Annotated in this window: 16 protein-coding genes; 1 reads left to right on the forward strand and 15 read right to left on the reverse strand. The window is 42.9% G+C overall.

The window, feature by feature from the left end; all coding sequences use genetic code 11:
- Positions 1-56: 56 nt before the first annotated feature.
- The 4 genes from FPZ44_RS11775 to FPZ44_RS11790 form a co-directional block, all read right to left on the reverse strand.
- Positions 57-611 (reverse strand): NADPH-dependent FMN reductase, encoded by a 555-nt coding sequence (locus tag FPZ44_RS11775; protein ID WP_144990387.1) that lies wholly within the window; start codon positions 609-611, stop codon positions 57-59.
- A 103-nt stretch (positions 612-714) separates the two neighbouring features.
- The gene (locus FPZ44_RS11780; protein WP_144990389.1) at positions 715-930 is read right to left on the reverse strand and encodes a hypothetical protein; all 216 of its coding nucleotides are present in this window, start codon (positions 928-930) and stop codon (positions 715-717) included.
- Between the two features lie 132 nt (positions 931-1062).
- Positions 1063-1674, reverse strand: coding sequence for a flavin reductase family protein (locus FPZ44_RS11785; RefSeq protein ID WP_144990391.1), 612 nt, complete (start codon positions 1672-1674; stop codon positions 1063-1065).
- Positions 1675-1822: 148 nt separating this feature from the next.
- Positions 1823-3001, reverse strand: coding sequence for a glycoside hydrolase family 5 protein (locus tag FPZ44_RS11790; protein WP_261378384.1), 1179 nt, complete (start codon positions 2999-3001; stop codon positions 1823-1825).
- Between the two features lie 365 nt (positions 3002-3366).
- Between FPZ44_RS11790 and FPZ44_RS11795 the strand changes: the two genes are divergently transcribed.
- A complete protein-coding gene (locus FPZ44_RS11795) occupies positions 3367-5436 on the forward strand; it encodes a DUF5693 family protein (protein WP_144990395.1) in 2070 nt (689 codons plus the stop codon).
- A 193-nt stretch (positions 5437-5629) separates the two neighbouring features.
- Here the strand turns inward: FPZ44_RS11795 and gntK are convergent, their stop codons facing one another.
- From gntK to FPZ44_RS11850, 11 genes are all read right to left on the reverse strand, one after another.
- The gene (gntK, locus tag FPZ44_RS11800; RefSeq protein WP_144990397.1) at positions 5630-7177 is read right to left on the reverse strand and encodes a gluconokinase; all 1548 of its coding nucleotides are present in this window, start codon (positions 7175-7177) and stop codon (positions 5630-5632) included.
- A gap of 82 nt (positions 7178-7259) precedes the next feature.
- Entirely contained in the window at positions 7260-8621 is a 1362-nt protein-coding gene (locus FPZ44_RS11805) for a GntP family permease (RefSeq protein ID WP_144990400.1), read from the reverse strand.
- Positions 8622-8713: 92 nt separating this feature from the next.
- Positions 8714-9391, reverse strand: coding sequence for a GntR family transcriptional regulator (locus tag FPZ44_RS11810; RefSeq protein WP_144990402.1), 678 nt, complete (start codon positions 9389-9391; stop codon positions 8714-8716).
- 136 nt (positions 9392-9527) lie between these two features.
- Positions 9528-10424, reverse strand: coding sequence for a phosphogluconate dehydrogenase (NAD(+)-dependent, decarboxylating) (gnd, locus tag FPZ44_RS11815; RefSeq protein WP_144990404.1), 897 nt, complete (start codon positions 10422-10424; stop codon positions 9528-9530).
- Between the two features lie 246 nt (positions 10425-10670).
- The gene (locus FPZ44_RS11820; protein WP_144990406.1) at positions 10671-12257 is read right to left on the reverse strand and encodes a discoidin domain-containing protein; all 1587 of its coding nucleotides are present in this window, start codon (positions 12255-12257) and stop codon (positions 10671-10673) included.
- Positions 12258-12308: 51 nt separating this feature from the next.
- Positions 12309-13364, reverse strand: a complete 1056-nt coding sequence (locus tag FPZ44_RS11825; protein ID WP_144990408.1) for an NAD(P)/FAD-dependent oxidoreductase — start codon at positions 13362-13364, stop codon at positions 12309-12311.
- Positions 13361-14629 (reverse strand): APC family permease, encoded by a 1269-nt coding sequence (locus FPZ44_RS11830; protein ID WP_186786020.1) that lies wholly within the window; start codon positions 14627-14629, stop codon positions 13361-13363. Before FPZ44_RS11830 ends, FPZ44_RS11825 begins: the two co-directional genes overlap by 4 nt.
- 13 nt (positions 14630-14642) lie before the next feature.
- The gene (locus tag FPZ44_RS11835) at positions 14643-14882 is read right to left on the reverse strand and encodes an acyl carrier protein (RefSeq protein ID WP_144990412.1); all 240 of its coding nucleotides are present in this window, start codon (positions 14880-14882) and stop codon (positions 14643-14645) included.
- On the reverse strand, positions 14882-15889 hold the full coding sequence (locus FPZ44_RS11840) for a BtrH N-terminal domain-containing protein (RefSeq protein WP_144990414.1): 1008 nt from the start codon (positions 15887-15889) through the stop codon (positions 14882-14884). The genes FPZ44_RS11835 and FPZ44_RS11840 overlap by 1 nt, the downstream gene beginning before the upstream one ends.
- Before the next feature lie 17 nt (positions 15890-15906).
- Positions 15907-17685: an ABC transporter ATP-binding protein gene (locus tag FPZ44_RS11845; RefSeq protein WP_186786021.1), complete on the reverse strand. Its 1779-nt coding sequence runs from the start codon at positions 17683-17685 to the stop codon at positions 15907-15909.
- On the reverse strand, positions 17675-19426 hold the full coding sequence (locus FPZ44_RS11850) for an ABC transporter ATP-binding protein (protein ID WP_144990418.1): 1752 nt from the start codon (positions 19424-19426) through the stop codon (positions 17675-17677). The genes FPZ44_RS11845 and FPZ44_RS11850 overlap by 11 nt, the downstream gene beginning before the upstream one ends.
- Position 19427 lies beyond the last annotated feature (1 nt).

Below are 19427 nucleotides of genomic sequence, written 5' to 3' on the forward strand. Positions count from 1 at the left end.
CTGATGCCTTATTTCATGTCTCGTCTTAGTCGTGCCTTACTTGTGAATATGAGCCTTTAATTAGAGCGATGTTCAATCCATGTTACAAAATGCTCGATGTAGCTTTGAATGTTCTGCTTCGTACGTTCATCCGATACGACTTTCAGCTCGGCATTGACTTTCTCATGTACCTGCGAAATACGTACTTTTTGAAAAGGCAGACAAGGAACTTGCATCGCTTCCAGCGTATGTCGTAGCTGTACTTGAGCTAATGCCGTACCTAGTCCACCAGGTGTCGCTCCAACAATGCCTACTGGCTTGCCCTGCAAAGCTCCGGATCTTGGCGGGCGTGAAGCCCAATCGAGCGCATTTTTGAGCACTCCGGGAATACCGGAATTGTACTCCGGCGTAACGATCACAATACCATCCGCATCTCGGATCCCCTGATTAAACGCCACTACGGATGCTGGCAGCTCGCCCGCTTCCAAATCTTCGTTATATAGAGGGAGATCACCAATCTCAATTAAATGAAAAGCAGCAGGAACATTCAAATCCGCAATCGTGTTTGCAATGATGCGATTGTATGAATTTTTTCGCAAGCTTCCGCACATAAGCCCAATCTTCTTAGACATGATAAGCCCCACTTCCTGAAATGTTATTTCTTTACTATTTCCTAGAAGGATATTCTTATTCGATATCAAGCTATAAAAAGGGCCATTTGCTTATTGTACTAGCTTACTTTTCAGCTATGTTGCATACATAGAAGGAGACGGCAGTAATTTTGACTGCTTCACCCGTATGACGAAGCGCAGCACCTTGTGCCTCCACTAGGTCGAAATACTTCGTATATATTTTTGCTTCATCAAGCTTTGCCGTCGCATATGGCGCCTCTTCTATGTAATAACGCCCATCCTCGTATTTTAAAACATGACCGTTTCTCTCTATTGACATGTGCCACCTCTTAGAAATTAGTATGCTGTGTATTAGACATCATTAGACTATGATACCATAACTAAGTTTAGGAATATAAAAAAGGCCAAGTACATCAAACACTTGGCCTCTTAAAAGGTATCATCCATTATATCACTGCGGACGCTCAATCGAGAACAGCTTCCCTAACGACGAATAATAGCTTCCGGCCATACGGCTTACAGGCTGCAGCTTCTCTGCATCAATACGTCCATCCTCGTAGATATCATCCGCAATATGAGCACGCACGACACGAGCGATTAATAAATCACTGGCAGGAGTTTCATCTGTACCACCCAGTGGAATAGACTTCTCAAGCACACACTCCATGCGAATTTTAGATTCAACAATTCCAGGAACACGAATCGATTCACTCTCAATCGGAGTTAAGCCAGCACGCTCAACTTCACTCTCGTTTGGCGGCAAATTCGCCGCAGTCTCGTTGACAGCTTTTACGATTGCTTCGTCAACGATATGGATCACAAGCTCGCCAGACTCAATCGCATTTCTCGCTGTATCCTTCATCACGCCCGCTTTGCGTTGGACCGATACAGAAAGCATCGGCGGATTGCTGGATACGATGGAGAAATAACTAAACGGAGCTGCATTCAATACGCCTTCTTGAGAAAGGGTCGTAATAAAAGCAATTGGTCTAGGCACAACACTGCCAATTAACAGCTTGTAAGCATCTTTATCTGTAAGTTGTGTTGCATCTATCGATATCATAACAAAATCTCCTCGCTTTAAATTATCTTGAATTAAAGATAATTCAAGATAAGGATTCTGTCAACTTTGCTGCTGCTGCTGCACAGCTTCAATCAGAGCTATTACTTTATCCACCGCTTGATTCGTTCCACTTTTCTATGTCTACTAACTATTTGTTCAGCTCCTTTTTAAATACGTCCCATATCGGGCTATCATCGTTGCCATAAACATAGGGCTCCCCTTTTTCTTGTGCCTCCCAGTATTTCCAATGAGCCTTATCTGTACCAAGTTCGTAATCCATACCTTCCCATGTATCTTCACGGAATGCATAGAAGGACCAGTGCCATCCGTACTCATTGAAAATAGAAATCAAATCAGCCACGTACTGGTCAGCACCGCTTACCATTCGGTTAATACCGAATTCAGCAGCAATGATGCGGTTAGCCGGAATTTGATGCTCAGCTGCCCATTTCGCAACGGGATCTAGAAATTGCTGCAACGACTCACGGTTAAACTCTTTTTCCTCTTTATTTTCCCCTACCTTTACTTTTCCTGGGTATGAGTAAGTAAATCCTTTGCGTTTGTTTTGGCTCGTCATCTCATATGGCTCGTACATATGGAAAGCATACAGCACTTTGTCATCATCAATTGGCTTTAAGTAAGAGAATGCCCACGGTGTGGCATAAAGCCCAGAGTCCAAAATAATAGGCGTTTCCGCATCTACCGTTCGAATGGATTTCACAATCGTATCATATAGCTTATTTAAATCCGCAGTCGAATTTTCAACTTTACTGTACCACGCCTTATAATCCTGCGTCCAAAAATCATGGAACTTCGTTGCCGTCTCTGGATGCGGTTCGTTAATCAAGTTATAGCCGACAACAGCTGGGTGATCCTTCAGACGGGTCGCGAGATCCTTCCAAAACTGAGCTGCCTGCTCATGATATTTTTCATCCTGCCATATCCGATCATCATTCGAGCGATTATTGAATTGGCGCCAGCGATCACCTGGAAGACTTAATACACTAACTATAACTTTCATATCACGCGCTGCCGCATCATCCAGATCTTTTTTCAATTTGGCAAAGTCCTCTTCAACAATACCTTCGTACCCATTAGCACTGCCAATGAGGAAATCTTTCTCTGGTTCAGGGTCAGGCTTGTCCTTAAAGAAAATGTCCGGGTCCTTGCCCCATTTGTCAGGTGCAAGACGAACGAACTCGATATTGCTTTCTTTCGCAGCCATATAATTATCCGGAAGCGAAGTAGAATTCATAAAATTCGTACCTTTACGCTGCTCGTTCCAAAAAGTAATTTTCCCGTACTGCTCTTTCACGTTTATTTCCATTTGGTTGTTGTCTGGTGCTGGAACAGGCCTTGTTGGCTGTGCCGTAGGCGTACATCCTGTGGTAAACATAAGGCATATCGCTAATAGCGCGAATATGTGCTTTTTCATGTTTTGCGACGATACTAATCTGCTGCATTTTGATTTGCTAGTAAAATTCATATTTTCACCTCGCATTCATCATAATGCGCTTCTGTTACACCAATGTGACATCTACTCAGAAGTTGATTTACTGCAATTTCCACATGAGTGCGGTAGAACGAACTGTTATATAAAACAACAATAATTATGGTAAATGTAGACATCTCAGCTGATATTCATTACAATCCAAATGTAGAACAACCTCATCATGCATTGGAGTTGATAATATGAATCTATCTCGAAATGATAGGTTAAAACGATGGATATGGTGTTTTGTCATCATTGGCATGCTGGCTAGTATCCCCTTGGTTTATCAACGTGTAGCAACGGAAAACACGTCACGCAGCGTTCAATTCGTTATGCATTATCGAGATCTGCTGCAAATGTCAGATTCACAACTTCACCCTGCTTCGTTTATACAAGAACAGCTGAATAACATGAAGGAGGCTGGCATTAACGCCATTGCGGTACATGAAAGCACACTTCAAGAGCTGAACTTAAGCCGCAGAATAGATATGTACTCCTCACGCGAAGTCAGCGTATTGACCTCTCAACCGATTTCACCTCAAGAGAACTTCACCTATATCCTTTTTACGGAGCCGAATAGCCGAACTCAAATGATCAAGTTCATCGAACAGCAAGCACAACGTTTGAACATTACCACCCATCGTTGGACACTAAACGAACAAGATGGACTCATTCTAGAAATGCCACTAAAAGATGCGGCCATTATGCCGCTTGATTACGATCCTCTCACCTTGCAAATGCTAAATGAGCTGCAGTTCGACATCGTTGCTTACATATCTAACCGCCGTCCGTTTGACGCTAATTTTCTCAACCAATCGCTATCGATGCTGCGTAGTTATGGAGTAAACACATTGGTGATCGATGGAGAGAGCGTACCTGGCGTGACAAAGTCCATTAAAGAACAAGATGACAATATTAAGCTTACAGCAGAGCTAATGCTTAAACACGGCCTAAAACTGGCCCTACCCGAATTGCAAAAAACCGAGCCCCTCGGATTGCAGACCCTCGCTTCCAAGCTCGATAATCAGATCATTCGTACACATATTTTCAGCGACTTCGATTCGGGTAAACTGATGGGCACGCTTAATGACAAGCAGCTTGAAGCACTCAAGACAAGATTTACAGATCGACTTGTTCTAGCTGTAAAGGATCGCAATATCCGTACCATCCTTATCTCCGCTAAACCAGCTGTTAGCGCAAGTACTGGAACCTATGACAATCCTCTAGTACCGTTGTATTCAATCTTGAATGGAGAAGAAAGTGTGACTGCCCGACTAGAAAAGTTCAGCATTCAAGTTGGACAGGCGCCTTTATTTGAGACGAAAGAAGTTCCTATGCAGTTACTATGGAAGTGGCTTATGATTGGGGTCGGTATTGCTATTATTGCTTTACTGGTAGGATGCTTCTATCCCGCCCTCCTGCTGCCAAGTTTACTACTAGGAGCTGTCGCATCCGCAGGATTATATGTCCTTTCACCATTGTGGCTGTATAAAATAATTGCGTTAGGCTCGTGCATCGCTGCACCTACAGTTGCTCTCATCTTGGCCATCCGCACACTGCGCAAGAAGCAAAGCTTGTCCCTATCTCCTGCACAACGAATCGTAACAGGTGTAACTCTATTTATCCGTACTTCGATCATATCTCTTATCGGCGGTATGGTAATCGTCAGTTTACTAAATGACATCGTGTTTCTATTAAAAGTCGATCAGTTCCAAGGCGTGGGGCTGGCAAGTATTATTCCAATAGGTTTTGTCGCACTTTATATACTATTTTTTGATAAAAACGAGCTGTCTTTACGAGAAAAAGCTCAATTTGTTAAACGTATTTTGCTAACGCCAATCACCATACTTTGGTGCGTAATTGCAGCAGCCTGCTCTGCATTTCTTCTTTATTATTTTATACGTACTGGGAATTCCGGCGTCGTTTCACCGATCGAGTTATTGTTCCGTGCCTTGTTAGAACAAACGCTGGGCGTCCGCCCACGTCTAAAAGAGTTTTTATTTGCCTATCCACTCTTCTTCCTCGGTGCTTATTTAGCATTAAGCAGGGTGAAGGCTGGCATTATCATTTTCGCGATTAGCATCATTGGTCAAATTTCTCTCGTTAACACATTCGCTCATCTGCATACACCGCTTATCATTTCCTTTATTCGTGTTGGCTTAGGAATGACGCTGGGAATAATGATGGGATTGCTTGCTATAGCGGCTTGGCATATCGTTTGTTTGATTTGGAACTATGGGAAGAAGTGTTGGTCGACACTTACAAATTAACAAGCTATAGTCAAGATCTAGAACCATGCTTCTCTCAATAACAAGGGCTATCTCTGCGTGGAGCCTCCATTTGTTAGAACCAATCCAAACTGGCTAACATTCTGGAGGACCGATCCCATGTGAGACAGCCCTATTTTTACATATATGTTGAATTAACGATACATCTATCTGACATTATTACTAATTTGCTAGGTTACTCCTCCAACAAATTTCGCTGGAATTTTGCCATCGCTGCATACTCCTCTTCCAGTCTGCGTGGAAGGGAAATGAAGATCGGCAGCAGCTGATGATACAACTTCGCATGCTCCTTCACAGGCTTATGCTCATGAGATGCGCCTACCATCGTCGAAACAACATCCAACGAATCTGCTCTACCCGTTGCATAGAGACCCAATACGACAGCACCTAAGCAGGAGCTTTCATAGCTTTCTGGAATGACCACTTCCTGATCGAAAATGTCTGCCATCATCTGACGCCAAAGCTCTGAACGAGCAAAGCCTCCAGTCGCATGAATCCGATGAGGTCTGCCGATCTGCTCTTCCATGGCTAAGAGCACCGTGTACAGATTGAAGATGATCCCTTCCAATACCGCACGAATCATATGCTCTTTACGATGATGCATCGTTAAGCCGAAGAAGGAGCCTCTCGCATCTGCATTCCAGAGCGGAGCACGCTCACCAGTAAAGAACGGATGGAACAGCAGTCCATCTGATCCAGGCCGTACGCGCTCAGCAATTTGCGTGAGCAGATCATACGGATCTATGCCAAGCCGCTTCGCAGCTTCCACTTCGGATGCTGCAAGCTCGTCCCTTACCCAGCGGAACAGCATGCCGCCGTTATTTACAGGACCACCAACTACCCAATGCTTGTCTGTTAACGCATAGCAGAACGTACGCCCTTTCGGGTCAGTAACAGGGCGGTCGACTACGGTACGAATCGCTCCGCTCGTCCCGATTGTAACTGCTACGACTCCAGGCTGAATCGCATTAACACCGAGATTGGACAGAACGCCATCGCTTGCTCCCACGATAAAGATTGTTTCAGGATCAAGCCCCATCTCACCGGCATAAGCCGTATCCAACCCCTTCATCTGATGCGTCGTAGGCACGAGCTCTGACAGCTGTTCTCTGCCGACACCAGCTATTTGGAGCGCTTCCTCATCCCAATCGAGCTGCTGCAGATTAAACATGCCTGTCGCAGAAGCGATGGAGTAATCTATGACATATTTGCCAAACAACTTCGCAAATACATATTCTTTAATTGAAATAAATTTGGTTGTCTTCGCAAATAGCTCCGGCTCTTCGTCACGCAGCCACATTAGCTTCGTTATCGGCGACATCGGATGAATCGGTGTCCCTGTACGACGATACAGCTCATGCCCGTTCATTTCCTGCTTCAAGCGTGCGGCATAAGCAGCACTCCGATTGTCCGCCCACGTAATGCATGGCGTCAACGGATCACCTACCGCATCCACAGCAATGACACTATGCATCGCGGAGCTAAAGGATACGAATAGCACATCGGCTGGCGATATGTTGCTATTCGACATCACCTGTTTAACCGATTGAATGACCGCTTGGTAAATCTGTTCCGGATTCTGCTCTGCAATCGTGGCGTTAGGTGTAAATAAAGGATACTCTTCCCCGCCTTTTGCTACGACTGTGCCGTCTTCCTGGAACAGAACTGCCTTCGTACTCGTTGTACCGATATCGATACCGATCGTATATAGAACTTTGCTCATAACATAACCCTTCTTTCCATCCACTACCTTTATTGCATGTTCAAAAAGTCCGATTATAACGGACTTTTCGAACTGCATCTATTTAAACGAACATACTAAGTGCAAGAATAAGGCCAAGTGCTACAACAGATAGTATCGTCTCCATTACGGTCCAAGACTTCAACGTTTGTGTGACCGACATGTTAAAGAACTCTTTAACCATCCAGAAGCCTGCATCGTTAACGTGAGATAATACGATCGAACCTGCGCCCGTCGCCAATACAACAAGCTCAACATTAACGCCAGGGTTCATTGCTAAAACAGGAGCTACAATTCCAGCTGCCGTTGTCATCGCAACTGTCGCGGAGCCAGTAGCGACACGAATAAGTGCTGCTACTAACCAAGCAAATAGAATAATATTTACATTCGCTTGTGTTGCAATTTGAGCAATCGCACCGCCTACTCCACTATCAATAAGCACTTGCTTGAACGCTCCGCCACCACCGATGATCAAAATAATCGTTGCTGTTGGTGCCAAACACTCGCTGCTGAAGCGGGAAATGTCTTCCTTCGTGAAACCACGTGCAAAGCCAAGTGAATAGAAGGAGAATACTACTGAAATTAGCAAGGCAATGACTTCGTGCCCAATAAACTCAAAGAATACGGTCCAGCTGCTTGTTGCTTCTGGATCTAGAATAAGTGCAGCAGAGCCAGCTAACATTAGAATAACGGGTAAAAGAATCGTAAACAACGTAATTCCGAATCCAGGCAGCTTAATGTCGCCTTTTACAGCAAATTGCTCTTCTAAATTTGCAGGCGGCTGCACTTGAATCCGCTTACCAATATATTTACCGAAGATAGGACCAGCAACAATCGCAGCTGGTAAACCTACGATCAAGGAATAAAGAATTGTCATACCAAGGTCAGCGTTGAAAGCATCAATCGCAATCATCGGTGCCGGATGTGGAGGCACAAGACCGTGTACAATAGACAAACCTGCAAGAATCGGAATACCGATTTGCAATAGTGACATGTTCGTTTTACGTGCAACGGTGAACACAATTGGAATCAATAGAATAAGACCAACTTCGAAAAATACCGGAATACCAACGATGAAGCCTACAAACATCATCGACCAGTGAACGCGCTTCGCACCAAACTTATCAACGAGTGTCGTCGCAATTCGTTCTGCACCGCCGGACTCTGCCATCATCTTACCAAGCATTGTTCCGAGACCGATAACAATGGCGATCTTACCTAACGTACCACCCATTCCGCCGATGACAGACTTCACGACATCCAACGGATTCATACCAGATAGAAGGCCGAGCATTAATGCAGCCAAGAGTAAAGTAACAAAAGGATTCCACTTATACTTCGCAATAAAGACAATCAAGAATGCAATGGATACAAAAGTCCAAACAAGCAATGTTGCTTCATGACTGAGACCAAAAATCGTGCTCATCAGAATGCCCTCCCTTGATGTACGTTCAATCTGAATTTTATTGTATACTAGTCGACAAGTTTACCCGCACCTTTTTACTGCCTTACCTCCAATTATTCGGGAGGAAGGCTTGTAACAAGGGTTTGACGTGAGTCAGCAAAATATTGTTCGACGCCGCGCTTAATGACTTCTATATCCTTCGACTGCAGTCCCTGCAACAGCTCTCTATGCTTTTCAATGACATTTAGAAGTTTCTCTTCTCCCATTGAGAATACTTCCTCTGTCGTAATTAACAGGACTGTCAATACGATATGACGGATACTGTTCCAAAGATGTTGAATTCGACGATGCTCTGCTGCCGCAATGATGGCTTCATGGAATGAAATATCCTGATAAGCAAATTCAACGACATCGTTATACTTGACCGCAAGCTCCATCTTGTCAATAATCTGATTCAGTTGAGTGATCAACCGCTCCTGATCGACATCAGCTAGACGCTGCTGGACAAAGCTTTCAATCAAATATCGAACATCATACAATTCCTTTACATCTTCCAATGTCAACCCAATCACAACGGCTCCCATTCGTTCAAGTCGAATAAGCCCTTCATTGGATAACGCTTTCAACGCTTCTCTAACTGGAGAACGACTTGTTCCAAAGTCAGCAGCTACCCGATTCTCGGAAATAACCTCGTCTGGCTTAATCGTTCCTTTAATAATTTGCAAACGCAATTCGCATGCGATACATTCACCTAATGAGGCTCCCTGAAGCCATGTTGACGGATAGTGCATATGATTCAACTCTTCCTAATGAAATAGATAATGCCGAAATCCGAACGAAACGGCATGTCAGATCTATCTTATCATATGCTGGCTTACCCAATCCATTTTGGTGTGAAAATAGGCTGTACAGTTGCTTTATCGTTCGTTACTTCGATACGACAGCATGACCACCAAATTCATTGCGCAATGCTGCTACAACTTTGCCATGGAAAGTATCGGTATCAAGTGAGCGATATCTCATCATTAACGACATAGCAATGACAGGCGTACTAGCTTGCAAATCAAGCGCTGTCTCTACCGTCCACTTTCCTTCTCCAGAACTATGCATGACCCCTCGTATGCCGTCCAACTTCGGATCTTTCGCAAAAGCATTTTGAGTCAAATCCATTAGCCAACTGCGAATTACGGAACCGTTCGACCACACGCGAGCTACTTGCTCATAATCAAAGTCAAAATCGCTCTTCTCAAGTACTTCGAAACCTTCTGCAATCGCTTGCATCATACCGTACTCGATACCATTATGGATCATTTTCAAAAAGTGACCGCTTCCAAGTTTACCTGCATATAAGTATCCGTGATCGACCGCCATATCGCGGAACAACGGCTCTAAGTTGTTGAACACTTCTGCGTTGCCGCCAATCATGAAGCAGCCCCCATGCTCAGCCCCATCTGTTCCACCTGATGTTCCAACATCGAAGTAATGAATGCCCTGCTCTTGCAACTTTTCGCCACGAGCGATCGATTGCTTATAATGTGAGTTGCCACCATCAATAACGATATCTCCTGGAGACAATATGGGAAGCAGTGTATCGACGACGCTGTCTACGATCTCTCCTGCTGGCACCATCATCCATACAATACGTGGAGCATCGAGCTTATGTACAAGCTCTTCAATTGTCGCCGCTGGAACCGCCCCTTCAGCTGCTAGCTTCTCTCTTGGTTCAGCATTCACATCGTATACGACCGCCTCATGATCGTAACGCATCATATTGCGAACGAGATTGAATCCCATCTTGCCAAGACCTATCATACCTACCTTCACTACTTGTTCCCCCTTGCTGTTACTACAAGTATACTTGTATACAAGTTGCTCTTCGTAAATGTATGATAACGCTTTCTTATAAGGTTGTAAATAGTTATTTTAGAAAAACTCAAATTACATATTCCATTCTCTACTAAAAGAAAGACTATACCTCATGCGTTAAACAGTACACGCAGGTATAGTCTTCATCGTATTTTCAACTATCCATTTATTATGTGAACCAACTTGAATCGCAGCACGCTTATACTAAGAACAAATGGAGAATTCATATAAAGAATAACCATAAATGGTCGCTCTTTTTAATCCTAGCACTCTAACATATCTACCAGCAACATTGTCTACTTCTATTTGTACGAGCCCACCTAATCCTTCCACTTCATGATGGATATCGTGCCAGTCTTTCATGTTATCGGATAATTGAATTTTATACTCCTCTGCATAAGCATGCTCCCAACGCAGCGTCACGCTTTTAATAGGTTTGGACATACCCAAATCAACACAAGCCCACTCATCATCATTATAATCACTACTCCATCTAGTCGATGATTGTGAGTCAACCAGATTATATCTGCTAAGCAGCTCACTTTGATCTGATGAAGTATAGACGGGTTTGTATAGCGATAGCGTTCCATGAAGCGCAACCTTCTCCGTAACGATTTCGAGACGACATTCTTCGATACTGACTTCGTCATTCGTATTTAATGATTGTATTGCTACTTCATACTTCGTCTCTGGCTCAAGATTAGGAATCACATAATAAGTCGTGGGACAAGTCGCAATCACGGAACCATTAACTAAAACACGATAACGATTTGACTCCAATTCTCCTTTTTCGTCTATCCATGATATCCATGCACTCGTATCCGTTGTATGCAATAATTTCAATTCAGTTGGGGCATCTGGTAGTAATCGTTTAAAGTCGGGCTTCACACCACTTATGATTTCTTGCTGCAAATCCTTTAGAAATAACTCCTCCAGCTCAATCATTTCAGCGTATTTTTCTTCAATTCGATTCCAGCAGGCCTTCAAATCCGTTGATGTAATGGAAAACTTGGCTATTCTTTGTTTAATGACTTCCGACACCTTAGAAGACTTGAGCAGAAGCTCAATCAGATGCTCAGAGTAATGATTTTTTTGCAAATAATTAGCTACCATTTTTCTCGATAACGTATACACCCCAAAAAACGAAAGCAATGATTCCAGCTTAATATCAGTTGACGTCATATCCTGTTTCATTTGTTCAAAGCCATACCCACTATTGCTTAACTCAAGCATTGTCGTTCTAAATCGTTGATCGATATACTCGTTGACCTCGTCTGCCGCCTCTGTAATCGAGCAGCAATCTACCATGAGCACTTCTGCACTATTAAAAGCTTGTTCCAGCAGTGCCGATTCATATATTTTCTCAAAGGGGTAATCAAATATCGTAAAGGAATCATCCACATCATTATAGGCAGTAAGAGCAAGCGAGTGGATTCCTTCTAAATGCAATTGAGTCAACTGCATATGAGGAATATATTTATTTCTTACCCATATAAATACTTCCTCTCCATTTGCTAACCGCTCAATGATTGTAATCTTCGCTGCTTGAAAGCTGTCGAATCTTTCTGACTTCACGACAGTTCCCAACACTTCATTGTCAGGCTCAATTTCCCATGAATAATCCCAACCGGCTTTTTCTTCTTTTATCATTTCATTGTAGATTTTATCCACGCTCTCATAGGCATTCCAAAAATGCGAACGCACATCCATACGCTGATTCAAATAACGAAATACTTGAGCTTTCCTACAAGTGACAAAACTATAAAACAGCGCGGTTGATACAACTTCCATCTGAAAACATCCCTTTCTATCCAGAAGCTTGCACACTTCTTTTATACGTTCTCATGATAACAACTGCACAACGCGATTACCGACTGCTGGAGCGATCTTGACCCCGCTACCGCTAAAACCACTAGCAATAATGGTACCTTTAAGCTCTGGAATTTCTTCCACAATTCCACATCCGCCTACACTATAGGCATCAAAGCTTTTGCGACCTCCGTAAGTAGAAACTTCTCCCCAATGGCTAAAGCGATGGCTAGCTGCTTGCAAGACACGTCGCTCTTGACCAAGATCGATCGACGTTCTATGCTCGACATCGATATCCCATTCATCTACTGGGAGTCCTATTAAGGTGAAATCATTCATATAAGGCCGACTGTACAGATCCATGCTAGAATCAATGAACCCGGTGCGCGGTGCGTGTTGAAGCTTGGCAATTTGAAATTGAATGCTCTTGCTTCTTATTCGCTCCGAAATAGTACAATCCGACAATAAAGCGCTGCTCCACGCACCTGCGCAAATGATTACATGGGGGCAATATATGGTCTCTGCTGAAGTTCTAACTCCAATCGTCTGGCCTTGTTCCTGTAATATTTCATACACCTCTATACCTTCGTACAGCTCTACACCACGGTTGGCAAGTTTTCTGGTAAGCGCCTTGGTCGCTAGCAATGGGTCCATATAGCCAGCATCAGGTTCATAGATTGCCCCATTCAAATCGTTCCACTTAAATTCTGGAAATCTGCTGGCCCCCTCTTGCGCCGATAGAATCTCAATAGCAGCTCCATTTGTCAAAAGCCTCGAACATTCCCTTTGCAAATCAGCAAATTCATGAACAGATTCCATATACAAGAATCCAGTACGTGTAAATGCACATTCCTGCTCGCTCAGATCACATTCAGCTTGATATTCCTTAAAGCCTTCCAACGCTAAATCCGAAAGCAGCGGATCAGAATGATACACACGTACAATTCCCCCTGATTGGCCTGTAGCTCCGTTTCCGATTTCGAGCTTCTCAAGCAACGCAATCTTTTTGATACCGCTTTTATTGAGCTTGCAGGCAACGAAAGCTCCGATAATGCCGCCTCCAATAACAACTACATCCATCGTTTTCATGGAACTGATTTCTCCTGACTCCTTTTAATGGCGATTAATACAAATGAGAGTATCCCTAGAACAATTGAGAAAATAGCTGATCCTTCAAAAAATGGTAAGATCGATAAGACGAGCAGCATCATTCCTAAATAGAACAGCCTATCTCGAACTGCCTTGTAAAATTTAATAGCTGCACCATAAATAAATAAGTAAATAATAAAGAAATTAAAATTGGTCATTTGAATCAAATACACTTCATCCAATTCGAACGATGCTAATATAAGTAAAATAACACCATACAAACTAGCTAACAAAAGGTAAGCATAGAGAGGCACATGATTCCGCTTTGTTTGTGAAAATAACGGAGGCAATACGTTTGTCTCTGACAGCGACACAATGACACGCGATGCACTAAATACCCACGCATTGGTTGCCATCATGATTAAAAAAATCGCCAACGCATTGTATAAATACCCGACATGTTCACCAACAATGCCCTTAAGCAGCAGGGGCAGCACCGTTTGCGTGTTTTCATAGGTTTCGGCCGGAATTCTTGCAATTAAGGCAAGGGCAAGCAGAACATATAATACACCGACAATAAGAACGGCTATAGGGACTGCCTTCTTATACGATGATCTGGGTTCCTTCACATCACCAGCAATGTTCGTCGCATTTTCCCAACCGAGAAAGGAATAGAAGCAGACCGTTATCGCTGAAAACACTGCCGTATAACCATGCGGCGCAAATGAACCCGTCTGTTCAAAGTCAGCATGGACAAGAGCAACGCCTATAATCGCACTTAAAATGATAGAAAGCACGAGGAAAGAAATAAACTGAATGCGGTTACTCATCTTAACCCCGAGCATATTCAATAGAATGGATGCTAGCATAAAGAAAAAGCCGTACAGCAGAACAAAATGATCGTCATAACCAACAATATTTTGCAAATATCGAGCGGCGGCAATACCCATAATAGGATTCCCGATAATCATCGTGAACGCCAGCAGCAAATTGAGACTTTGACCCACTTTTACTCCAAATACATCCCCCACCATTAGCATTAACCCACTGGAATGAGGACGTTCTACAATTAATTTAGAGAATGAGCGAGCTAACGGATAAGATAATAACGCCAAAATAATCCAAGAGAGTAAGGAAGCTGGCCCCGCGATCCCATAAGCGATCCCAGGAACGATAAGAATGCCGACTCCAATGATCGAGGTTACGTAATATACCATTAATCCCTTCGCGTCAATGAGTCTATTTTCTTGGTTACGTTCATTCATCGTCTGCATCACTCTATTCGTTTAAGATTCCTTCTACTAAGCTGATAATGTGCTGCAACGTTTGAAAGTCTTCAACGGTCACATCGTCAGATATTTCAATATCAAATGCTGTCTCAAGCTTTACAATTAGTTCAACCACTCGCATGGAATGGAGACCTAATTCACTTAAAGGAAGATCTGGAGAGAAAGGAGTATCTTGTTCTAACTTCGTTACTTCGATGATTAATTCTCGTATTTGCTGAGATGGGTCCATTACACACGCTCCTTCATGCGATGATCCTCCACTGCATGGAACAATAAAGATACATACTCCCGTTCTAAGTGCAAGATGCTCGTAAATATCGAATCATCAGCAAACGCTTTATGTGGGTACACATTAGTCATTGCAAATTTGCCAATCACTCTTCTTAATTTTTGAAAGAGATCTAATTGCGCTGTAAGTTGTTCAAGTGCAGCTTGCGCCTCAGGCATCATGTGACGAAGTCGGTATTGCTCCGCTTGTTTGACCAGTATCAGCTCGTTTAAGCCTTTAATCAGCTCCTGCGTATGCTGCTGCAGCTTATCTTCCTGCATACAAATGTCGTGCAGCTGGCCCACCAATTCTGCCGCGTTGCTCAAGTGACTTCCCTCAAGCTTCTGCTTACTTTCATATAATTGCTTCACCCATATCTCTGAACTAGATAGCACTGTACTGCTTGTTTCTGTATCCGAAATGTAATAAATAGATGCCCCTTCCCAATTCGATAAAAAGTGCTCAACAAATGACGAATAGGCTTGTTCTAAATCATCAAACGATAATAGTCTTCTTTCATACGTCATACTTTCACGTTCCCGATGCTCAATTACGTAAAATACACGATTGACTGTATCTACCCCACTTATAAGAAGCACATGAGGCCAATGCTCTTGTCGATAAAGATCCTTACGCATCGGCAGCGCGTAGCAATCAATGTTTAGTAGGGGCAGCTTTCCCTGCTCCAATCCTTCTGTAAGGTCAGCGATGATATCCTCGCTCTGAAATAATGTTTCTATTTTTAGACCGAGCTCATGTAAGATTGGGTCAATCGAATGCACCGATTCCATCCGGAGATTAACGGGCCACACCTCGTTATTATCATTTTTCTCATACGATATCCGATCATGTGCCAATATGTACTCAATTGGCTGTCCGAAGTACTGAACAACAGGAAACAAGGCGCTAAAAAAACAATTGCGATAAAACAAATCGTTAAATGGCTTTACATCATAAAATTTTTCCATAGCTGCTCCTTTCTTCGTTAAACGGCAGCACGACTAGAGGCGATCAATTCTTTATAGAAATTCTCACCATTCATTAGCTCTTGATGTGTGCCTATTTCGGATATACGACCATTACGCAGCACCATAATGATATCTTTCTCAGATAGCACGGAAAGTCGATGCGTAATAAGTATCGTTGCACGATCTTTCATCAATAGCTCTAGCGATTGACGAACTTGTATTTCCGACTCCGCATCCAAAGCCGATGTCGCTTCATCAAGCAGTAGGACAGGAGCATCTTTCAGAAAAGCTCTACTGATGGCTATCCTTTGACGCTGTCCTCCAGATAGCAGCCTTCCCTTTTCTCCGACCTGAGACTGGTAACCATCCTGCAATGTCATAATGAAATCATGAATATTCGCTAATTTTGCCGCTTGTATCACTTCATCCTCTGTAGCGTCTCTTTTGCCACACGCAATATTTTCATAGACGGTTCCAGAAAATAACCATGGCTCCTGGGACAAATAAGAAATCGATTGTCTCCACTGCTCTAGAGGCGTCTCGTAGATGGATTTTCCATCCATATATATGTGTCCCTCATTCGGCGCGTAAAACCCTTGAAGCAATTTAAATAGTGTGCTTTTCCCTGAGCCACTAGGCCCAACCAGCACTGCTTTCTGTCCCTTGCTAATACTAAAATTCAGACGATGCAAAGCTGTTGCTTTACTCGTATACGAAAAGGATACGTCAGAAAAGCAAATAGCGGCGGAAGCTGCGTGGTCGTGTATAACTCCAACATTAGGATACATTATCGCTTCACGCGGCAAGATTTGTTTAGGCTCGGCAGGCTCATCCAGCAATTCCTTCACTCGATGCACACTAACAAGCGATGACATCATGTTGACCACCGTATTTCCTAGCTGCAAGATGGATTGCGACATATTCCATTGAAGCTGTGCGAAAGCAATTAAAATACCGAGTCCCAATTGACCATTCAATACAAGGAACACACCTACAGCAATGACTCCGGAATAATTCATGAAATTTAAGAAGTAGCTCCAGCTTTCCAATTGACCATTTTTTACACCAAAGCGGATTCCTTCTTTACTGAGGTTGCTATTCTGCTCTTCACTTACTTTCTTAACCTTTTCTTCTAACTGAAACATCTTTATCACTTTCACACCTGCGAGCATATCAACGGCCCGTTCCGTGATTTGTCCTAGCTGTGTTTGAATCGCAGAAGCAATAGCTTGAATCGGCTGTGAAAATCGCATAATTATAAAAGTCGAAAACAAGCACATACCTAAAAGAAAGAGCGCAAATTGCCAATGAAGAAATAACATAATCGATATGGAGGCTAAACTGTAGAGCAGCGTCTGTATGATCGAACGGAAATGCCAACTGTATACCGCTTCGATATTGTTCAAATCATTTGTCATTCTTGATAATATATCACCGGAGTGCGTACGATCATAATAGCTGCACGGCAATACGGACACTTTATCCGTTACGACTCGTCTAATGCTAGCCATCGTTTTTTTAACACACATGATGTAGATATATTTACATATCGTTGAGATCACCATAACCGACACTAACGCGACAAGAAATGAAATCGTTCCCCGCCAAAATAACGACATATCACTAGTTGCTGCAGCGTTAAAAATATCAATATAAACAAAGGCAGCCACAATAGGCAGGGCAGATTCAGACGCACAAAATAAGATTAAGCCTACAAAATAGGTTTTCCGAACAGATGCTAGAAACTGTAGAAGCTGATGGATGTGACGAAAAGAGTCACGTAGGCTACTGAGCATGCAGTTCCCCCTCCTCTGACATCTGATAGTAAAAGTACTTTCTGTATAATCCATCTTCCACCAGAAGCTGCTCATGCGTACCCTGCTGAACCAAATTTCCTTTTTCCATGACAACAATTTGATTAGCATCTATTACAGATGACAAACGATGAGCAATGACAACGATCGTTTTTTCTTTCGAAAGGCTTACCATCGCATGATGTATGCTCATTTCTGTTTCATAATCTAAGGCAGAGGTTGGCTCGTCGAATAACAAGATAGACGCATTCTTCAATACGGCCCTTGCTATTGCAATACGCTGCTTTTGCCCACCGGACAACGCAATTCCTCCCTCACCAATCCTCGTTTCAAAACCTTGCGGCTGCTGCTCGATAAAAGAAAGCGCATCCGCTTGTTTAACTGCAGTTAATACATCTGCAAATGGAATATCTTTTTCGAAGCCCGTAATATTTTCTAAAATCGTGCCAGGAAACAGATAGGTTTCTTGCGAAACTAATCCAATATGCTGTCGAATTGTTGGATACTTTCGTTCATCCATTGTCTGTCCAAAGTAACTGATGCTGCCTTTTTGAGGCGTATAAAACCCACACAACAGACTGAACAAGGTTGATTTTCCTGAGCCGCTTGGCCCTACAACAGCTGTAATTTGATTTTTTGGGATCTTAAGGTTCATGTCCGAAAGGGTATAATCGTGATTGTTAGTGTCATAACTGAACGTTACATGTTGGAGCTCAATAGCGGTATCATGTGAGGTAGAAATCGTCGTGGCTGCATCTGCGCTATTTTCCGGTAGAAAAGAAAGTATTTCTTTCATTCGATCTGCTGCCGCTTTCGCTGTACGGAATTGAACAATAATTCCTGGTAACGTTGCAACAGGATTAATCAAATAATTAACTAGTATTAAAAAGACCAACAGCTCCCCAGCTGTAATATCGCCAATCGTTGCTAAATATGCACTGTAAACGGTACAGATTAAGTACGTCCCCCAGCGCTGCAAAATATTGATAGGTTCGATCCGCGCTACTTTTTGTTCAATTTCTTTTTCTTTTTCATAGATCGTTTCGATGCTGTTATTATAACGACTCCTTACTAGCTCTACGAGTCCGAATGACTTAATTGTCTCGACACCAGCAAGCACTTCCGAGGAAATCGATTGAATGACACCAAAATGAACTTGAATATTAGACATGAGTCGCGTAATTGGTTTGCTGATCAGGTTGATTAGGTAAAGCGAGATAGGCATAAGCACGACGCTGACGAGCGTCAACTGCCAATGAATAGACAGCAAGTAACTAAAAGAAAGTATAAATACGATTGGCGAGTAAATAGCTTCATGAAGCTTTAAGGAAAAGGATTCTTTAATGACTCTCGTATCTCCATTCAAGCGATTGACGAGATCTCCACTCTCGAAGCGATACAGGGTAGATATTGGAGAGTGGATCAATCGATGAATCAAATTGTCACGCACAGATCGATCAAAACGGTACGCATAAAGATAGGAAGCGAACTTGATAAAATAGCTTAATACGATGCCTACAACTACGATACCAAGTAACGCTAATGCTGTACCTATGACATAATCACGATCTTGGACAAGTGTCGTATCCAGCATTTTTTCCAATAAAATGGCGCGGATGACATCAAAAATGGCTTGAATAACAGAGCAAAAGGCTCCAAGATATATCCAATGAATATGATTCTTCATTAAATTCCATAAATGATGCCGCACAGTTTTAGCCATA

Source organism: Paenibacillus agilis (genome assembly GCF_007786455.1).
GTDB lineage: Bacteria > Bacillota > Bacilli > Paenibacillales > Paenibacillaceae > Paenibacillus_B > Paenibacillus_B agilis.